Source organism: Allobosea sp. 117, assembly GCF_000702305.1.
Taxonomy (GTDB): Bacteria; Pseudomonadota; Alphaproteobacteria; order Rhizobiales; family Xanthobacteraceae; genus Ancylobacter.
Map to the genome: position 1 here is coordinate 517053 of NZ_JNLC01000011.1, position 15861 is coordinate 532913.

Sequence of the window (15861 nt, forward strand, 5' to 3'; positions counted from 1 at the left end):
TGTATGGCGGCAGCCGTCGCCGGCGTCGAGAGCGGGCCGATCGCCCGCGGCTACATGCGGATCGTCTGGCCGCCGTCGACCACCAGCACATGGCCGTTGACGAAGGAGGCCTCGTCGGAGGCGAGGAACACCGCGGCGCCGGCGATCTCCTCCGGCCGGCCCCAGCGGCCGATCGGCACCCGCACATCGACGAAGGCGGAGAAGGCGGCGTCGGCGACGAGATGGCGGTTCGTCTCGGTCGCGAACATGCCGGGCGCGATGGCATTGCTGGTGATGCCGTGGCGGGCATAGTCGACGGCGAGCGCGCGGGTGAGGCCGGTCAGACCTCCCTTGGCGCTGGTGTAGACCGGGTCGTCGCGGTTGGCGACGTGGCCGGCGATCGAGGTGACGGTGATCAGCCGCCCGTGGCGCTGCTCGACCATCAGCCGCGCCGCCTCGCGGGCCAGCAGCATCGGCGCGACCAGATCGGTCTCGATCATCTGGCGCACCTCATCGTCGCCATACTGCGCCAGCGGCCGCCGGTCGCGGGCGCCGACATTGTTGACGAGGATGTCCAGCCGTCCGTGCGTGGCGGCGATCTGCGCGATTGCGGCGCGCCCGGCGGCGGCGTCGGTGACGTCAAAAGGCGCGATATCGATCCGCCCGCCGGTCGTCGCGCCCAGCGCCTCGGCCGCCGCTGCCAGCCGGTCGCGGTCGCGCCCGTTGATCACCACCGCGGCGCCCGCGCGGGCAAGGGCACCCGCCATCTCGTAGCCGAGGCCGCGCCCTGCGCCAGTGATAAGGGCGACGCGGCCTTCAAGCGAGAAGAGCGGTCGGGCGGGAGGGGTGCGGGTCTCGACAGGCATGGCGTGTCCGGAACGGTGGCGATTTTTCCCTTTTGCGCCGCCGATTCGCCACAGGCCACCCGAAAACAGGTCGTAGGAGTGCGGATTGACACTTTGCTGCAATCTAAGGCACCAAGTGCTCAAATTTAGTGCAGATGGTTTGGACGCATGCGCCGCTACATCACTCGCCACCAGCCGCCCCACAAGCCGCATCACACCTTGCTCGCCGGTCTCGGTGGGCTGCTGGCCATCGCCATCGCGGGCGGGCTCAGCGTGCATGCCGGCACGCCGATGCTGATCGCGCCGTTCGGGGCGAGCTGCGTGCTGCTGTTCTCGCTGCCCGCCAGCCCGCTGTCGCAGCCGGCGAACGTCGTCGGCGGCCATGTGCTGGCGACCGCCGCCGCGCTCGCGCTGCACACCGTGCTGCCGGGTGAATGGTGGGCGGCCGCGCTCGCGGTCGGGGTGGCGATCTCGCTGATGGCGGCGCTTCGCGTCACCCATCCGCCGGCGGGCGCCGACCCGCTACTGGTGTTCGCCGCGGCGCATCCGGAATGGAGCTATCTCGTTATGCCGGTGCTGGCCGGCTCGGTGAGCCTGGTGGCGATCGCCAGCCTCTATCACCGCGCGACCGGCACCACCTATCCGCTGCATCCGAACTGAGAGGCGGCCGATCCCCGATGCGAACTCGCATCGGGATGGCGAGCCTCACGGCACCCTGCGCACCGCGCCCTTGGCGGCACTGGTGGTGAGCGCCGCATAGGCGCGCAGCGCCGTCGAGATCGCGCGCTTGCGCGGCTCGGCCGGCTTCCAGCCGAGCGCGTCCTGCTCCTCGCGCCGCGCCGCAAGCGTTGCGTCGTCGACGGCGAGGTGGATGCGCCGGTTCGGGATGTCGATCTCGATAATGTCGCCCTCGCGCACCAGGCCGATGGTGCCGCCCTCGGCCGCCTCGGGTGAGACGTGGCCGATGGAAAGCCCCGAGGAGCCGCCGGAGAAACGCCCATCGGTGACCAGCGCGCAGGCTTTGCCGAGGCCCTTCGACTTCAGATAGCTGGTCGGGTAGAGCATCTCCTGCATGCCCGGCCCGCCGCGCGGCCCTTCATAGCGGATCAGCACGATGTCGCCCGGCTTGACCCGGCCGCCGAGAATGGCGGAGACCGACGCGTCCTGGCTCTCGAACAGCCGGACCGGGCCGGTGAAGGTCAGGATCGAGGCGTCGACGCCCGCCGTCTTTACGATGCAGCCGTCCTCGGCGAGATTGCCGAACAGCACCGCGAGGCCGCCATCCTTCGAATAGGCGTGCTCCGCGTTCCGGATCACGCCCTTCTCGCGGTCGAGGTCCAATTCGTCGTAGCGCCGGTTCTGGCTGAAGGCGACCTGCGTCGGCACGCCGCCCGGCGCGGCGCGGTAGAAGTCATGCACCGCCTGGCTCTTGGTGCGCACCACGTCCCAGCGGTCAAGCGCGGCGCCGAGCGTGCCGGAATGGACGTTGCCGACCGTGGTGTCGATCAGCCCGGCGCGGTCGAGCTCGCCGAGGATGCCCATGATGCCACCCGCCCGGTGGACGTCCTCCATGTGGATGTCGGCGACGGCGGGGGCCACCTTGCACAGCACCGGCACGCGGCGCGACAACCGGTCGATGTCGGCCATGGTGAAGTCGACCTCGCCTTCCTGCGCGGCGGCGAGCAGGTGCAGCACGGTGTTGGTCGAGCCGCCCATGGCGATGTCGAGCGTCATCGCGTTCTCGAACGCCTTGAAGCTCGCCACCGCGCGCGGCAGCACGCTCGCGTCGTCCTGCTCGTAATAGCGGCGAGCGAGATCGACCGCGAGGTGGCCGGCCTCGACGAAGAGCCGCTCGCGGTCGGCATGGGTCGCCAGCGTCGAGCCGTTGCCCGGCAAAGCGAGGCCGAGCGCCTCGGTGAGGCAGTTCATCGAATTGGCGGTGAACATGCCGGAGCAGGAGCCGCAGGTCGGGCAGGCCGAGCGCTCCATCACCTTCACGTCCTCGTCGGAGACGCGCTCGTCGGCCGCGGCCACCATGGCGTCGATCAGGTCGACCTTCTTGGCACCGGTGGAGAGGATCACCTTGCCGGCTTCCATCGGGCCGCCGGAGACGAAGACGGTCGGGATGTTGAGGCGCAGGCTCGCCATCAGCATGCCGGGGGTGATCTTGTCGCAATTGGAGATGCAGACCATGGCGTCGGCGCAATGCGCGTTGACCATGTATTCGACGCTGTCGGCGATGAGCTCGCGCGAGGGCAGCGAATAGAGCATGCCGTCATGGCCCATCGCGATGCCGTCGTCGACCGCGATGGTGTTGAACTCCTTGGCGACGCCGCCGGCCTTCTCGATCTCCCGCGCGACGAGCTGGCCGAGATCCTTCAGGTGCACGTGCCCCGGCACGAACTGCGTGAAGGAATTCACCACCGCGATGATCGGCTTGCCGAAATCGCCATCCTTCATGCCGGTGGCGCGCCACAGGCCACGGGCGCCGGCCATGTTGCGGCCGTGGGTGGAGGTGCGGGAACGATAGGCGGGCATGGGCTCTTCTCCGGACGTCGCGGGGGCTTATGCGCTCAGCCCGCGCGCATCGCAACGCCTGATTCGATCAATTCCAGAAGGGTTTCAGACCGCGCCGGGCAGTTCGAGGGCCTGGAAGTGGCCCTTGGCGTGCTCGTAGAAGACGGCGGAGGCGAAATGCAGGCCGCCGCCGGCCCGCACCATCAGCCCGAAGCGGTTGGTCGGCAGGCCGAAATCCTCCAGCGGCCGGAACACCAGCGTGCCGTTCTTAAGCTCGTTCTGTACACCGATCGGCGTCATGATCGAGACGTAGTGGCCGAGCAGAGCGAGCTCCACCAGCATGCGGATGGAATCGACCTCCACCAGCGGTGGCGCGCGGCCGCCGGTCCTGGTGAGGAAGGGCTCGATGACGTCGCGAATCGAGATCTCGGGCTTGGCCACCGCGATCGGATGGGCGAGGCAGAGATCGAGGGTCAGCCGCTCCTGCGCGGCCAGTGGATGATCCGGCCGCATCACCGCGCCGATGCGCACGTCGCGGCGCACCGCCATCTCGATCTGCCGCGGCGGCTGGGTGACGAAGCCGAAGCCGATATCGATGCGCTCGTCGATGAGGCGGGCGATCACCTCGGCCGAGCTCGCGACCGTGACGTCGAGATTGAGCCGGGGGTAGCGCTTGCCGAAGGCGACGATCAGCTCCGGCAGGAAGGACAGGCCGACGCTCTCCACCGTCGCCACCCGGACCGAGCCGGTCTTCAGCCCGCGCAGCAGGTCAAGCTCGGAGACCGCCGCCTCCAGCGGCGCGGTGAGCCGGCGCGCATGGCGGTAGAGGATCTCGCCGGCGGGAGAGAGCTTCAGCCGCCGGCCGTCGCGCTGGAACAGCGAGAGGCCGAGCGCATCCTCTAGCTGGGCGACCTGGCGCGTCACCGCGGAGGAGGCGACGTTGAGCCGCCGCGCCGCCTCGCGCACCGAGAGATATTCGGCCACCGCGTTGAAATAGATCAGCGACGGCTGATGGAAGACGCGGGCGAGATGGGCGGGTGAGAGCGCATTCTCGCGCGGACGCACCGGCAGCGCCTTGGCCGATCCGGGGGTGTCGACGGAGCCCTCGCTCCGGTCGGGGGGCAGGGGCGTCGAAGTCCTGCGTCCGGATGCCTTGTCAGCCACGGTCTTGCTCGTGATAGGCCTCCGTCGATGCGGCAGCGCTGCTGCCAGATCGGCAGCGTAGCGTTCTGCAATCGGAAATATCAAGCGCGGCGAAGCTCGCTAAGATGCTTTGCAGGACGGAACGAGGCCGGACGGATGCGCCGGACCGCTCCGGCGCTTCATGCTGCAATTTTTGTTCATCGGGAGGATCTCATGCCGCTTGTCCGTCACAGCCATGGAAAGGGCCGGGTGCGGATCATGCGGGTGCGCCGCGACGGGCCGCGCCACGAGGTGCGCGAGCTCACCGTGAAGGTGATGCTCACCGGCGACTTCGCCGGTTCCTTCACCGAGGGCGACAATTCCTCCGTCATCGCCACCGACACGGTGAAGAACATCGTCAACATTGTCGCGCGGGACAATGTGGCGGACGAGAACGAGGTGTTCGCCGGCAAGCTCGCGACCTTCTTCCTCGACCGCTATTCCAATGTCGACCAGGTCGACGTCTCGACCTCGGAGACGAGCTGGGCGCGTCTGGAGGTCGACGGCGTGCCACACGACCATGCCTTCCTGCTCGACGGCAACGGCCGACCGACCGTGCAGCTCTCGGCCACGCGGTGGGGGCGCACGCTCACCTCCGGCCTCGACGGCTTCACCTTCTTGAAGACCACCGAATCCGGGTGGGAGAATTACGTGATGGACGACGTCACCACCATCAAGCCGACGCATGACCGCATGCTGGCGACCTCGATGGTGGCGTCGTGGCGCTGGTCCGGCACGCCGGCCTCCTACGAGGCGGCGAACGCGGCGCTGCTGGCGGCGGCGCTCAAGGTGTTCGCCACCACCTACAGCCCCGGCGTGCAGGCGACCATGTATCTGATGAGCGAGGCGGCGCTGGCGGCAGTGCCGGAGATCGCCGAGATTTCGCTGGCCTGCCCGAACAAGCACTATCTGCCGATCGATCTCTCGCCCTTCGGGCGGTCGTCCGACGGGCAGGTCTTCACGCCGACTGACGAGCCGCACGGGCAGATCGAATGCACGGTGGCGCGGGGCTGAAGGCCGGCGCGGGGGCGGATCGGGGCGGCGGATCGGGACCGGGATGGACCTCAACACTATAGAGGCGGTGGCGCGTCCGTCGCGGCGCGAGGAGCTCGACGGCCTCGCGCCGGGCGACGCCTTTCTCGCCGGCGGCACCTGGCTGTTCTCCGAGCCGCAGCCGGGGCTGCGCCGTCTCGTCGACCTGTCGGGGCTGGGCTGGCCGCCGCTGGTCGCGACTCCGGAGGGGCTCTCCATCGCCGCCACCTGCACCGTCGCCGAGCTCGACGCCTTCGAGGCGCCGGCCGAATGGACGGCGGCGCCGCTGATCGGCCAGTGCTGCCGCGCCTTCCTCGCCTCCTTCAAGATCTGGAACATGGCGAGCGTGGGCGGCAACATCTGCATGTCGCTGCCGGCCGGGCCGATGATCTCGCTCACCGCCGCGCTCGATGGCGTCTGCGTGATCTGGACGCCGGGCGGCGGCGAGCGGCGCGTGAGCGTCGTCGATTTCGTGCGTGGCCCGCTCGACAACGCGCTGGAGCGTGGCGAGGTGCTGCGCGCCATCGAGCTGCCGCGCGCGGCGCTCGCGCGCCGCTTCGCCTTCCGCCGCGCCTCGCTGAGCCGGCTCGGACGCTCGGGCGTTCTGCTGATCGGCACGCGCGAGGCCGAGGGCGGCTTCGTGCTGACCGTGACGGCGTCGACGCGGCGCCCGGTGCAGCTTGCCTTCGCCGAGCCTCCTTCGCCTTCTGGGCTCGAGGCGGCGCTCGAGGCGGCGATCCCGCCGGAGCTCTACCACGACGACATCCATGGCCGGCCCGACTGGCGCCGCCACATGACCCGCGAATTCGCTCGCGAGATCCGTACCGAGCTGACGGAGGGCGGGCGGTGAGCTTCCTCGTCAACGGCACCAGTTTCGCCACCCAGCCGCGCCCGGGCCAGTGCCTGCGCACCTTCCTGCGCGAGCTCGGCTTCTTCGGCGTGAAGAAGGGCTGCGACGCCGGCGATTGCGGCGCCTGCACCGTGCATCTCGACGGGCGGCCGGTGCATAGCTGCCTGGTGCCGGCGTTCCGCGCCGAGGGCCGGGCGGTGACGACCATCGAGGGACTCGCCGCTACCCACGCCGGCAACGGAACGCTGCACCCGATGCAGCAGGCCTTCCTCGATGCGCAGGGTTTCCAGTGCGGCTTCTGCACCGCCGGCATGGTGATGACCGCCGCGACCCTCGATCAGGGACAGAAGCGCGACCTTCCCGCCGCGCTGAAGGGCAATCTCTGCCGCTGCACCGGCTATCGCGCCATCGCCGATGCGGTCGAGGGCGTGCACCATGTGGAGCCGGACGCCGCCGGCGCCGGTTGCGGGCACAATGTCCCGGCGCCCGCCGGCCCGGCCGTCGTCACCGGCCGGGCGCGCTACACCATGGACGTCGCGCCGGAGGGCGAACTCGCCGGCCTGCTGCACATGAAGATCGCGCGCTCGCCGCACGCCCATGCGCGGATCGTCGAGATCGACGCCCGCGCCGCGCTCGCCGTACCCGGCGTGGTCGCGGTGCTGACCCATGCGGATGCGCCGCAGACACTGTTCTCCACCGCGCGGCACCATCATCCGGCCGACGATGTCGACGACACGCGGGTACTGGACGACGTGGTGCGCTTCGTCGGCCAGCGGGTCGCTGCGGTGGTGGCGACGAGCGAGGCGGCGGCGGAAGCCGGGCGCGACGCCCTCCTGGTGCGCTACGAGACGCTGCCGGCGGTGTTCGATCCAGAGGAGGCGATGCGTCCCGGCGCACCGATCCTACACGACAAGCCGGCTTCCTCGCGCATTGCGGACCCCGCGCGCAATCTCGTCGCCGAGTTGCATGGCGAGGTCGGCGACGTGGCGCAGGGCCGTGCCGAGGCGGATGTCGTGGTGGAGGAGGTCTACATCACGCAGCGCGTGCAGCACGCGCATCTCGAGACGCATGGCTGCATCGGCTGGCGCGACGTTGCCGGGCGGCTGAACGTCCGCTCTTCCACGCAGACGCCCTTCCTCACCCGCGACGCGCTCGCCGACCTTTTCGGCCTGCCGCGCGACGAGGTGCGCGTGTTCTGCGAGCGGGTGGGCGGCGGCTTCGGCGGCAAGCAGGAGATGCTGACTGAGGACATCGTCGCGCTTGCGGTGCTGAAGACCGGGCGGCCGGTGAAGCTCGAATACACCCGCTCCGAGCAGTTCCTGGCCTCGACCAGCCGTCACCCGATGCGCATCACCGTGACGCTCGGTGCCCGCCGCGACGGTACGCTCACCGTCGTTGCGATGCGGGTGCTCTCCAACACCGGCGCCTATGGCAACCACGCCGCCGGCGTGCTGTTCCACGGCTGCGGCGAGTCGGTGGCGCTCTATCGCTGCCCGAATAAGCGGGTGGACGGCGAGGTCGTCTACACCAACACGCTGCCGAGCGGCGCCTTCCGGGGCTACGGACTCAGTCAGACCAATTTCGCGATCGAGTCGGCCATGGACGAGCTCGCCGCGAAGCTCGGCATGAGCCCCTACGAGCTGCGCCGGAAGAACATGGTGCGGCCGGGCGAAGCGATGGTCGCCGCCGACGAGGCGCCCCATGACGTCGTGTTCGGTAGCTACGGGCTCGACCAGTGCCTCGACATCGTCGAGCGGGAGATGGCGTCCGATGCGCCGCACGGGCTCGACGAGGACTGGCTGATCGGCCGCGGCATGGCGGCGGCGATGATCGACACTATCCCGCCGCGCGGCCATGTGGCGGAAAGCCGGCTGAAGGTCGCCCCCGACGGCGGCTACGAGTTGCTCGTCGGTACCGCCGAGTTCGGCAACGGCACCACCACGGTGCATGCGCAGATCGCCGCCACCGTGCTGAACGCGACGGTGGGCGCGATCCGCATCCGCCAGTCCGACACCGATCACATCCGCCATGACACCGGCGCCTATGGTTCGACCGGCACCGTCGTCGCCGGCGAGGCGACGCGGCGGGCGGCGACGTCGCTGAGGGAGACCCTGCTCGACTTCGCCGCCTCACGCCTCGGTGTGGCAGCCGCCGACTGCCGGCTCGAGGGTGACGGTGTGGCTGCCACGGGGGAGCGGCGCATCGCGCTCGTCGCGCTGCTCGACGAGGCGAAGGCGGCCGGCATGTTGCTGAGCGCGACCGGCTATGCCGACGGCACGCCGCGCTCGGTCGCCTTCAATGTGCAGGGCTTCGAGGTCGCGGTGCACCGCCGCTACGGCGAGATCCGCATCCTGCGCAGCGTCCACGCGGCCGATGCCGGTAGCGTGGTCAACCCGATGCAGTGCCGCGGGCAGATTGAGGGCGGCGTGGCGCAGGCGCTCGGCGCCGCGCTGTTCGAGGAGATGCTGGTCGACGAGGAGGGGCGGATCGCCAACCCGACCTTCCGCGGCTATCGCATTCCGGCCTTCGCCGATGTGCCGCGCACCGAGGTACATTTCGCGCAGACCCACGACAGCGTCGGCCCGCTCGGCGCCAAGTCGATGAGCGAGAGCCCCTACAACCCGGTGGCCGCCGCGCTCGCCAACGCCATCTTCGACGCCACCGGCGTGCGCATGCGCGCCACCCCGATCACCGCCGACCGGATCTACCGGGCCGTGCTCGAAAAGGAGATGCCTGAGCCAGGTTAGGAGCCGGCCGCTCCGCTCTGCGCATCCCGGCGCCCCACGCGCCTTCCCCATCCCCCGCGCCTGCCAGGCCGACGGAACGCTCCGCCGGCGAGCCTGCCGCTCGCGCCCAAATCGAGGCTTTGCCGACCATGCTTGAACGAATTTTTGCATTGAAAGAGCACGGCACCAACGTGCGGACGGAAATACTCGCCGGCGTCACGACCTTCGTGACGATGGCCTACATTATCTTCATCAACCCGATGATCCTCGGTGACGCCGGCATGCCCCAGGGCTCGGTCTTCGTCGCCACTTGCCTGGTGGCGGCGGTCGGCACGCTGATCATGGGCCTCTATGCCAACTATCCCATCGCGCTCGCCCCTGGCATGGGGCTCAACGCCTATTTCGCCTATGTCGTGGTGCTCGGCATGGGCTACACGTGGCAGGCGGCGCTCGGCGCGGTGTTCATCTCCGGTACGCTGTTCCTGCTGGTGACGCTGTTCCGGCTGCGCGACATCATTGTCAACGGCATCCCGCATTCGCTGCGCATCGCCATCACGGTCGGCATCGGCCTGTTCCTCGCGATTATCTCGCTCAAGAACGCTGGCATCATCACCGGCAGCCAGGCGACGCTGGTGACGCTCGGCGACCTGCATAAGCCCGAGGTGGTGCTGGCGGTGATCGGCTTCATCGTCGTCGCCGTACTCTCGGTGCTGGAGGTAAAGGGCGCGCTGCTGATCGGCATCATGGTGGTGACCGTGCTCAGCTTCGTGTTCGCCGGCAACACCTTCAAGGGTATCATCTCGCCGCCGCCCTCGATCGAGCCCACCTTCTTCGCGCTCGACGTGAAGGCGGCGCTGTCCGGCGGCATCCTCAACGTGGTGCTGGTGTTCTTCCTCGTCGAGCTGTTCGACGCCACCGGGACGCTGATGGGCGTGGCGCGGCGCGCCGGTCTGCTCACCCCCGAGCGCCAGGGGCGCCTCAGCAAGGCGCTGATGGCGGACAGCAGCGCCATCTTCCTCGGCTCGCTGCTCGGCACTTCCAGCACCACCGCCTATCTGGAAAGCGCCTCCGGCGTGCAGGAGGGCGGCCGCACCGGGCTGACCGCGGTCACGGTTGCGGCGCTGTTCCTCGCCTGCCTGTTCATCTCGCCGCTTGCCGGCTCGGTGCCGGCCTATGCCACGGCCCCGGCGCTGTTCTACGTCGCCTGCCTGATGCTGCGCGAGCTGGTCGACCTCGACTGGAGCGACACCACCGAGGTCATTCCGGCCTGCGTCACTGCGCTTCTGATGCCCTTCACCTACTCGATCGCTAACGGCGTCTCCTTCGGCTTCATCAGCTATGCCGCGCTGAAGCTGCTGACCGGCCGCGCCCGTCAGGTGCATCCGGTGGTGTGGATCATCGCGGCGGTGTTCCTGTTCAAGTTCATCCACGAGACCGCCGGACACTGACCGGCGGCGCCGCTACTATCCCGGCGGCTATTCGAGGCGGAAAGGCATCATGAGCACGACGGTGAAGGCGCTGCGCGGCGCGGCGATCACGCTGAAGGACAATCCCTTCGAGCATCCCAGCGATAGCTGCCTCGAATATATCGAGGAAGCGCTGGTGATGATCGAGGACGGGGTGATCACCGCCTTCGGCCCCTATGCCGAGCTCGCCGGCACATTGCCGGCGGGCGTCGAGCCGGACGAATATCCCGGCTCGATCATGTGCCCGGGCTTCATCGACGCGCATGTGCACTATCCGCAGTTGCAGATGGTCGCCGCCTATGGCGAGCAGCTACTCGAATGGTTGACCACCTACACCTTCCCGACCGAGCAGCAATTCGCCGACAGCGCCCATGCCGAGCATGTCGCCCGCGTGTTCCTGCGCGAATTGCTGCGCGCCGGCACCACAACGGCGATGGTCTACTGCACGGTGCATCCGCAATCGGTCGACGCCTTCTTCGCCGAGTCCGCGCGTTTCAACGCGCGGATGATCGCCGGCAAGGTGCTCATGGACCGCAACGCGCCCGAGGGGCTGCGCGACACCGTCGAGCGCGGCTATGAGGAGAGCAAGGCGCTGATCGGCCGCTGGCACCGCAACGGGCGCCAGCTCTATTGCGTGACGCCGCGTTTTGCCGCTTCCAGCACCGAGGCGCAGCTCGAGGCGGCCGGCGCGCTGCTGCTGGAGCATGACGGGCTCTTCATGCAGACGCATCTGTGCGAGAACCCGAGCGAGATCGAATGGGTGCTCTCGCTCTATCCCGAGCGGTCGAGCTATCTCGACGTCTACGCCCATGCCGGGCTGGTGCGCCCGCGTGCCATGTTCGGCCATGGCGTCTATCTGCACGAACACGATTTCTGCACCTGCCATGCCGCCGGGGCGGCGCTGGCGCATTGCCCGACCTCGAACCTGTTCCTCGGCAGCGGTCTGTTCAAGCTGCGCGAGGCGCTCGATCCGCGCCGGCCGGTGCATGTCGCGCTCGGCACCGACATCGGCGCCGGCACCAGCCTCTCGCATCTCCAGACCCTGAACGAGGCCTACAAGGTCGCGGCGCTTTCGGGGAACAAGCTCGATGCCGTGCAGGGCCTCTACCTCGCCACTCTCGGCGGCGCGCGGGCGCTGCAGCTCGGCGACCGGCTCGGCCGTCTGGCGCCGGGCTACGAGGCGGATATCTGCCTGCTCGACCCCAAGGCGACGCCGCTGCTCGCCTTCCGCAGCTCCTATTGCAAGGACATCGTCGAGCAGCTCTTCGTGCTGATGACGCTCGGCGACGACCGCGCGGTGCGCGCCACCTATATCGCCGGCGAGCCGGTCTATGACCGCGAGCGCACCGGCGAGCCCTTCCGCTATCCTGCCTCCATCTGAGGAAACGCCGTGGCCGACACCGTCACCCTCGACGCCCTGAACGGGGCCGACCGCGCGGGCTTCATCGCCGCGCTGGACGGCATATTCGAGCACGCGCCCTTCGTGGCCGAGGCGGCCTTCACGGAACGGCCCTTCGCCACCGTGGCGGCGCTGCATGCGGCGATGATGCGGGCGGTGACCCGCCTGCCGGCCGAGGAGCAGGTCGCCTTCATCGCGCGTCATCCCGACCTCGCCGGCAAGGCGGCGCGCGCGGGCGACATCGCCCCCGCCTCGGTGAGCGAGCAGGCCGGGCTCGGGCTCGACCGGCTGCCGGACGAGGACTATGTGCGCTTCGAGCGCCTGAACGGCGCCTATCGCGCCCGCTTCGGCTTTCCCTTCGTCATCTGCGTGCGTCGCCAGACCCGTGACGCGGTGCTCGATGCCTTCGAGCGTCGGCTCGGCAACGATCGTCCGGCTGAGCTCGCCGCGGCGCTCGACGAGATCGGGCACATCACCCGGCTGCGCCTCGTGGAAAAGGTGGAGGGACCGGGCAAGCCGGCGACCGCCGGGAGGCTGTCGACCCATGTGCTCGATACCCAGCGCGGCGGGCCGGCGGATGGCGTGCGGATCGAGCTCTACGAGGTCGGCCGCTCCGCCCGCGCGCTGCTGAAGGAGGCGCACACCAATGCCGACGGGCGCACCGACGCGCCGCTCATCGGCGGGGGCCCGCTGCGTGCCGGGCGCTACGAGCTGGTCTTCCATGTCGGCGCCTATTTCGCGGCGCGCGGCCTCGACCTGCCGGAGCCCGCCTTCCTCGACGCGGTGCCGCTGCGCTTCGGCATCGCCGAGCCGGAGGGGCACTATCACGTGCCGCTGCTGGTCACGCCCTGGAGCTACTCGACCTATCGCGGCAGCTAAGGGCGACTGCGCTCAAGCCGGCGAGGCCGCCGGCTCGGCCGTCAGCTCCTCCTCCTCGGCAGCGGCTGCCGCGCGCTGGCGGGCGCTCGTCCGCGCATCCTCGCGCCGCTTCACGATCTCGTAGATCAGCGCGCCGACCAGCGTCGCCGCGACGATGATCACCGCCAGCGCGCTGATCGCCGGCGTCGTGCCCTGGCGCACGCGGCCGGCCAGCACGGTGGTCAGCGTCTTGTCGGAGAGGATCGAGAAGGTGGTGGTGTTGTAGTTCTCGAAGGAGGACAGGAAGGCCAGCACCGCCGCCGAGAACAGCGCCGGCTTCAGGAACGGCAGCAGGATATGGCGGAACACCTGCGGATAGGACGCGCCGAGATCGAGCGCGGCCTCTTCCTGCGCCCGGTCGAAGCGCTGCAGCCGGGCGAGGATGATCAGCATGCAATAGGCCGAGATGAAGCTCGATTGGGCGATGACGGTGAGGATGATGCCGTCGTAGAGGAAGCGCGTTCCGGTGGCCAGTGTCAGCTCGCGCCAGAACACCACGGTCGAGATGCCGATGATGATGCCGGGGGTGAGTACCGGCGAGACCACCACCAGATAATAGGTCGAGCGCACGCGCTGGCTGATTTGCGTCATCACGATCGCCCCGGCCAGGCCGACCGGAACCGCGAGGGCGACGACGAGCAGCCCGATCCACAGGCTGGTGACCAGCCCGTACATCATGTCCTGGTCGGCGAGCAGCTTGCCGAACCAGTCGAGGGTGACCCCCTCGATCGGCCAGACCTGCGGGTATTCCGGCGTGTTGAAGGCGGAGACGCCCATCACTCCCAGCGGGCCGAGCAGGTAGACGAAGAAGATCGCGATATAGACCGCGAACATCACGCGCTGGAGCAGTCCCGCCTTCATCGCGTGATCTCCCCGAGGCTGAGGCGGAACATCTTCAGCACGGTCAGCACGAAGACGATGCAGGTCACCAGCAGGATGAAGGCGTAGGCGGCGCCCTGCGGCCAGTTGAAGGCCTGATAGAAGCGGTCATAGACGATCGGCGTGAACCACAGCGTGCGGGGGCCGCCGAGCACAAGGGGAGCGGCCAGCGCGCCGGCGCACAGCATGAAGACCAGCGTGCAGCCCGAGGCGATGCCGGGTTTCGCATGCGGCATGACGATGAAGGCGTGGATGTGCCACCAGGGCGCGCCGAGGTCGCGGGCCGCCTCGATCTGGTTTTTGTCGAGGCTCTCGATGGCGTTGTAGAGCGGGAAGATCATCATCAGCAGGTAGGCATAGCTGAGCCCCATATAGAGCCCGACGTCGTTGCCGAGGAAATCGATGGGAGCATCGGTGAGACCGATCCCCATCAGCGCCTTGTTGATCACGCCGCCGGAAGAGAGCAGCACGCGGAAGGCGAAGGCGCGCAGGATCTCGTTCACCCAATAGGGAATGATGAGCAGCAGCAGCAGGACGCGCAGCCGCGCCGGCCGCGCCGATTGCGCCATGTGGAAGGCGAGCGGATAGCAGATCGCGAAATTGAGCAGGGTGATGACGATGCTCACCGCGATGGTGAGGAAGAAGGCCTTGATGTGCAGCCAGTTCCAGCTCGCGGTCGAAGTGGTCGAGCCGAACAGGAAGTAGCGGTAGTTCTCCAGCGTGTAGACATCCTTCGGCCCGCCCATCTGGGCCGGCGGCAGCTTCGGCCGGAACGACATGTCGACCATGGCGAGCTGCGGCAGCACGATGACGAAGAAGGCCCAGAAGCCGACCGCGACGACGAGGTAGATGCCGACCGCGAGGCCGTTGCGCTGGAAGAAGCCCGGGCCCTGCACGATGCCGAAGCGCCGCTCCGACCAGCCGATGGCGACGAGTGCGACGGCGGTCAGCAGCGGCAGGCCGATGACGACGAGGAGGCCGCTTGCGCCGCTCATTGCGTCACCGGCCGCGCGAGGAGCAGGCCGTCCTCCGGCATGAAGCCGACGCGCAGCGTCTGTCCGGCCTCGGGCAGGGCGCCAGCAGCGCCACCCATCGAGGCGGTGATCTTCTGCCCGGTGCGCGCGCGAAGCGTGACATGGGTGACGCTGCCCTCATAGGCGACGTCGATGGCCTCGCCCTCGAAGCCCACGGTGGAACCGTTGGCATGCAGCTTCAGCGCCTCCGGCCGCACGAAGAGCAGCGCGTCCTCTCCCACCGGCAGACCAATGGGATTGCGCCCCTTGAGCGTGCCGAGCGGCGTTTCCAGCGTCGCCATGCCGTCCGCCACCTCGGCGATGCGTCCGCGGATCTGGTTGTTCTCGCCGACGAAGGAGGCGACGAAGGGGGTGCGCGGCTCGGCATAGACGGAGCGCCCGCCACCGACCTGCTCGATCACCCCGGCATTCATCACCGCGATGCGGTCCGACATGGTCAGGGCTTCGCCCTGGTCGTGGGTGATGTAGATGAAGGTGATGCCCACCCGCTTCTGGATGGCGCGCAGCTCCGCGCGCATGTGCTGTCTGAGCTTCAGGTCGAGGGCGGACAGCGGCTCGTCGAGCAGCAGCACGGACGGCTCCACCGCCAGCGCGCGGGCGATGGCGACGCGCTGCTTCTGGCCACCGGAGAGCTCGGAGACCAGCTTGTGGCCGTGCTCGGGCAGCGCGATCTGGATGAGCAGGTTCTTGACCTTCTCATCCCGCTCGTGGCGCGGCACGCCGCGCACGCGCAGGCCGTAGCCGATGTTCTCGGCGACCGTCATCATCGGGAACAGAGCGAGGTTCTGGAAGATGAGGGCGGTCGGCCGCTTGTTCGGCCCGATACCCTTCATGTCCGCCCCGCCGATGCGCACCGTGCCGCGGGTCGGCTCGATGAAGCCGGAGATGGTGCGCAGGAGCGTGGTCTTGCCGCAGCCGGAGGGGCCGAGGAAGGAGAAGAACTCGCCCGGCTCGATGGTGAGGTTGGCGTCGCGCACCGCGACGAAGTCGCCGAAGGTGACGTTGACGCCCTCAAGCTCGACGGCTGCGGCCAT

Annotated in this window: 13 protein-coding genes; 7 read left to right on the forward strand and 6 right to left on the reverse strand. The window is 68.9% G+C overall.

What is annotated here, in order from left to right; genetic code table 11:
• Nucleotides 1–50 precede the first annotated feature (50 nt).
• Nucleotides 51–845 (reverse strand): SDR family oxidoreductase, encoded by a 795-nt coding sequence (locus U742_RS0109145; protein ID WP_029352227.1) that lies wholly within the window; start codon nt 843–845, stop codon nt 51–53.
• A 147-nt stretch (nt 846–992) separates the two neighbouring features.
• Between U742_RS0109145 and U742_RS0109150 the strand changes: the two genes are divergently transcribed.
• Nucleotides 993–1484 carry an HPP family protein gene (locus tag U742_RS0109150; RefSeq protein ID WP_029352229.1) on the forward strand — a complete coding sequence of 164 codons (492 nt, stop codon included), beginning with the start codon at nt 993–995 and terminating at the stop codon, nt 1482–1484.
• A gap of 45 nt (nt 1485–1529) precedes the next feature.
• Here U742_RS0109150 and ilvD read toward each other — a convergent pair whose 3' ends face one another.
• Together ilvD and U742_RS0109160 are read right to left on the reverse strand one after the other, a co-directional pair.
• Nucleotides 1530–3362, reverse strand: a complete 1833-nt coding sequence (ilvD, locus tag U742_RS0109155; RefSeq protein ID WP_029352231.1) for a dihydroxy-acid dehydratase — start codon at nt 3360–3362, stop codon at nt 1530–1532.
• Between the two features lie 84 nt (nt 3363–3446).
• On the reverse strand, nt 3447–4505 hold the full coding sequence (locus tag U742_RS0109160) for a LysR family transcriptional regulator (protein WP_197028217.1): 1059 nt from the start codon (nt 4503–4505) through the stop codon (nt 3447–3449).
• A gap of 192 nt (nt 4506–4697) precedes the next feature.
• On the opposite strand from U742_RS0109160, the gene pucL reads away from it, so the two are divergent.
• From pucL to uraD, 6 genes are all read left to right on the forward strand, one after another.
• Nucleotides 4698–5537 carry a factor-independent urate hydroxylase gene (pucL, locus tag U742_RS0109165; RefSeq protein WP_029352235.1) on the forward strand — a complete coding sequence of 280 codons (840 nt, stop codon included), beginning with the start codon at nt 4698–4700 and terminating at the stop codon, nt 5535–5537.
• A 43-nt stretch (nt 5538–5580) separates the two neighbouring features.
• On the forward strand, nt 5581–6405 hold the full coding sequence (locus U742_RS23180) for an FAD binding domain-containing protein (RefSeq protein ID WP_029352236.1): 825 nt from the start codon (nt 5581–5583) through the stop codon (nt 6403–6405).
• Nucleotides 6402–9152 carry a molybdopterin-dependent oxidoreductase gene (locus tag U742_RS0109175; protein ID WP_029352237.1) on the forward strand — a complete coding sequence of 917 codons (2751 nt, stop codon included), beginning with the start codon at nt 6402–6404 and terminating at the stop codon, nt 9150–9152. The genes U742_RS23180 and U742_RS0109175 overlap by 4 nt, the downstream gene beginning before the upstream one ends.
• Nucleotides 9153–9280: 128 nt before the next feature.
• Nucleotides 9281–10579: an NCS2 family permease gene (locus U742_RS0109180; protein ID WP_029352239.1), complete on the forward strand. Its 1299-nt coding sequence runs from the start codon at nt 9281–9283 to the stop codon at nt 10577–10579.
• A 49-nt stretch (nt 10580–10628) separates the two neighbouring features.
• Nucleotides 10629–11978 (forward strand): guanine deaminase, encoded by a 1350-nt coding sequence (gene guaD, locus U742_RS0109185; RefSeq protein ID WP_029352241.1) that lies wholly within the window; start codon nt 10629–10631, stop codon nt 11976–11978.
• Between the two features lie 9 nt (nt 11979–11987).
• Nucleotides 11988–12875, forward strand: coding sequence for a 2-oxo-4-hydroxy-4-carboxy-5-ureidoimidazoline decarboxylase (gene uraD, locus U742_RS0109190; RefSeq protein WP_029352243.1), 888 nt, complete (start codon nt 11988–11990; stop codon nt 12873–12875).
• 12 nt (nt 12876–12887) lie between these two features.
• Here uraD and U742_RS0109195 read toward each other — a convergent pair whose 3' ends face one another.
• From U742_RS0109195 to U742_RS0109205, 3 genes are all read right to left on the reverse strand, one after another.
• Nucleotides 12888–13775: an ABC transporter permease gene (locus U742_RS0109195; RefSeq protein ID WP_029352245.1), complete on the reverse strand. Its 888-nt coding sequence runs from the start codon at nt 13773–13775 to the stop codon at nt 12888–12890.
• Nucleotides 13772–14788, reverse strand: a complete 1017-nt coding sequence (locus tag U742_RS0109200; RefSeq protein ID WP_038360933.1) for an ABC transporter permease — start codon at nt 14786–14788, stop codon at nt 13772–13774. Before U742_RS0109200 ends, U742_RS0109195 begins: the two co-directional genes overlap by 4 nt.
• The coding region (locus U742_RS0109205) for an ABC transporter ATP-binding protein (RefSeq protein WP_029352248.1) at nt 14785–15861 on the reverse strand (1077 nt) is incomplete at its 5' end. The genes U742_RS0109205 and U742_RS0109200, both read right to left, overlap by 4 nt.

Coding starts and splice junctions, on each gene's coding strand:
- pucL (WP_029352235.1), top strand. CDS start 4,698: ATGCCGCTTGTCCGTCACAGCCATGGAAAGGGCCGGGTGCGGATCATG.
- guaD (WP_029352241.1), top strand. CDS start 10,629: ATGAGCACGACGGTGAAGGCGCTGCGCGGCGCGGCGATCACGCTGAAG.
- ilvD (WP_029352231.1), bottom strand. CDS start 3,362: ATGCCCGCCTATCGTTCCCGCACCTCCACCCACGGCCGCAACATGGCC.
- U742_RS0109150 (WP_029352229.1), top strand. CDS start 993: ATGCGCCGCTACATCACTCGCCACCAGCCGCCCCACAAGCCGCATCAC.
- U742_RS0109195 (WP_029352245.1), bottom strand. CDS start 13,775: ATGAAGGCGGGACTGCTCCAGCGCGTGATGTTCGCGGTCTATATCGCG.
- U742_RS0109200 (WP_038360933.1), bottom strand. CDS start 14,788: ATGAGCGGCGCAAGCGGCCTCCTCGTCGTCATCGGCCTGCCGCTGCTG.
- U742_RS0109180 (WP_029352239.1), top strand. CDS start 9,281: ATGCTTGAACGAATTTTTGCATTGAAAGAGCACGGCACCAACGTGCGG.
- U742_RS23180 (WP_029352236.1), top strand. CDS start 5,581: ATGGACCTCAACACTATAGAGGCGGTGGCGCGTCCGTCGCGGCGCGAG.
- U742_RS0109145 (WP_029352227.1), bottom strand. CDS start 845: ATGCCTGTCGAGACCCGCACCCCTCCCGCCCGACCGCTCTTCTCGCTT.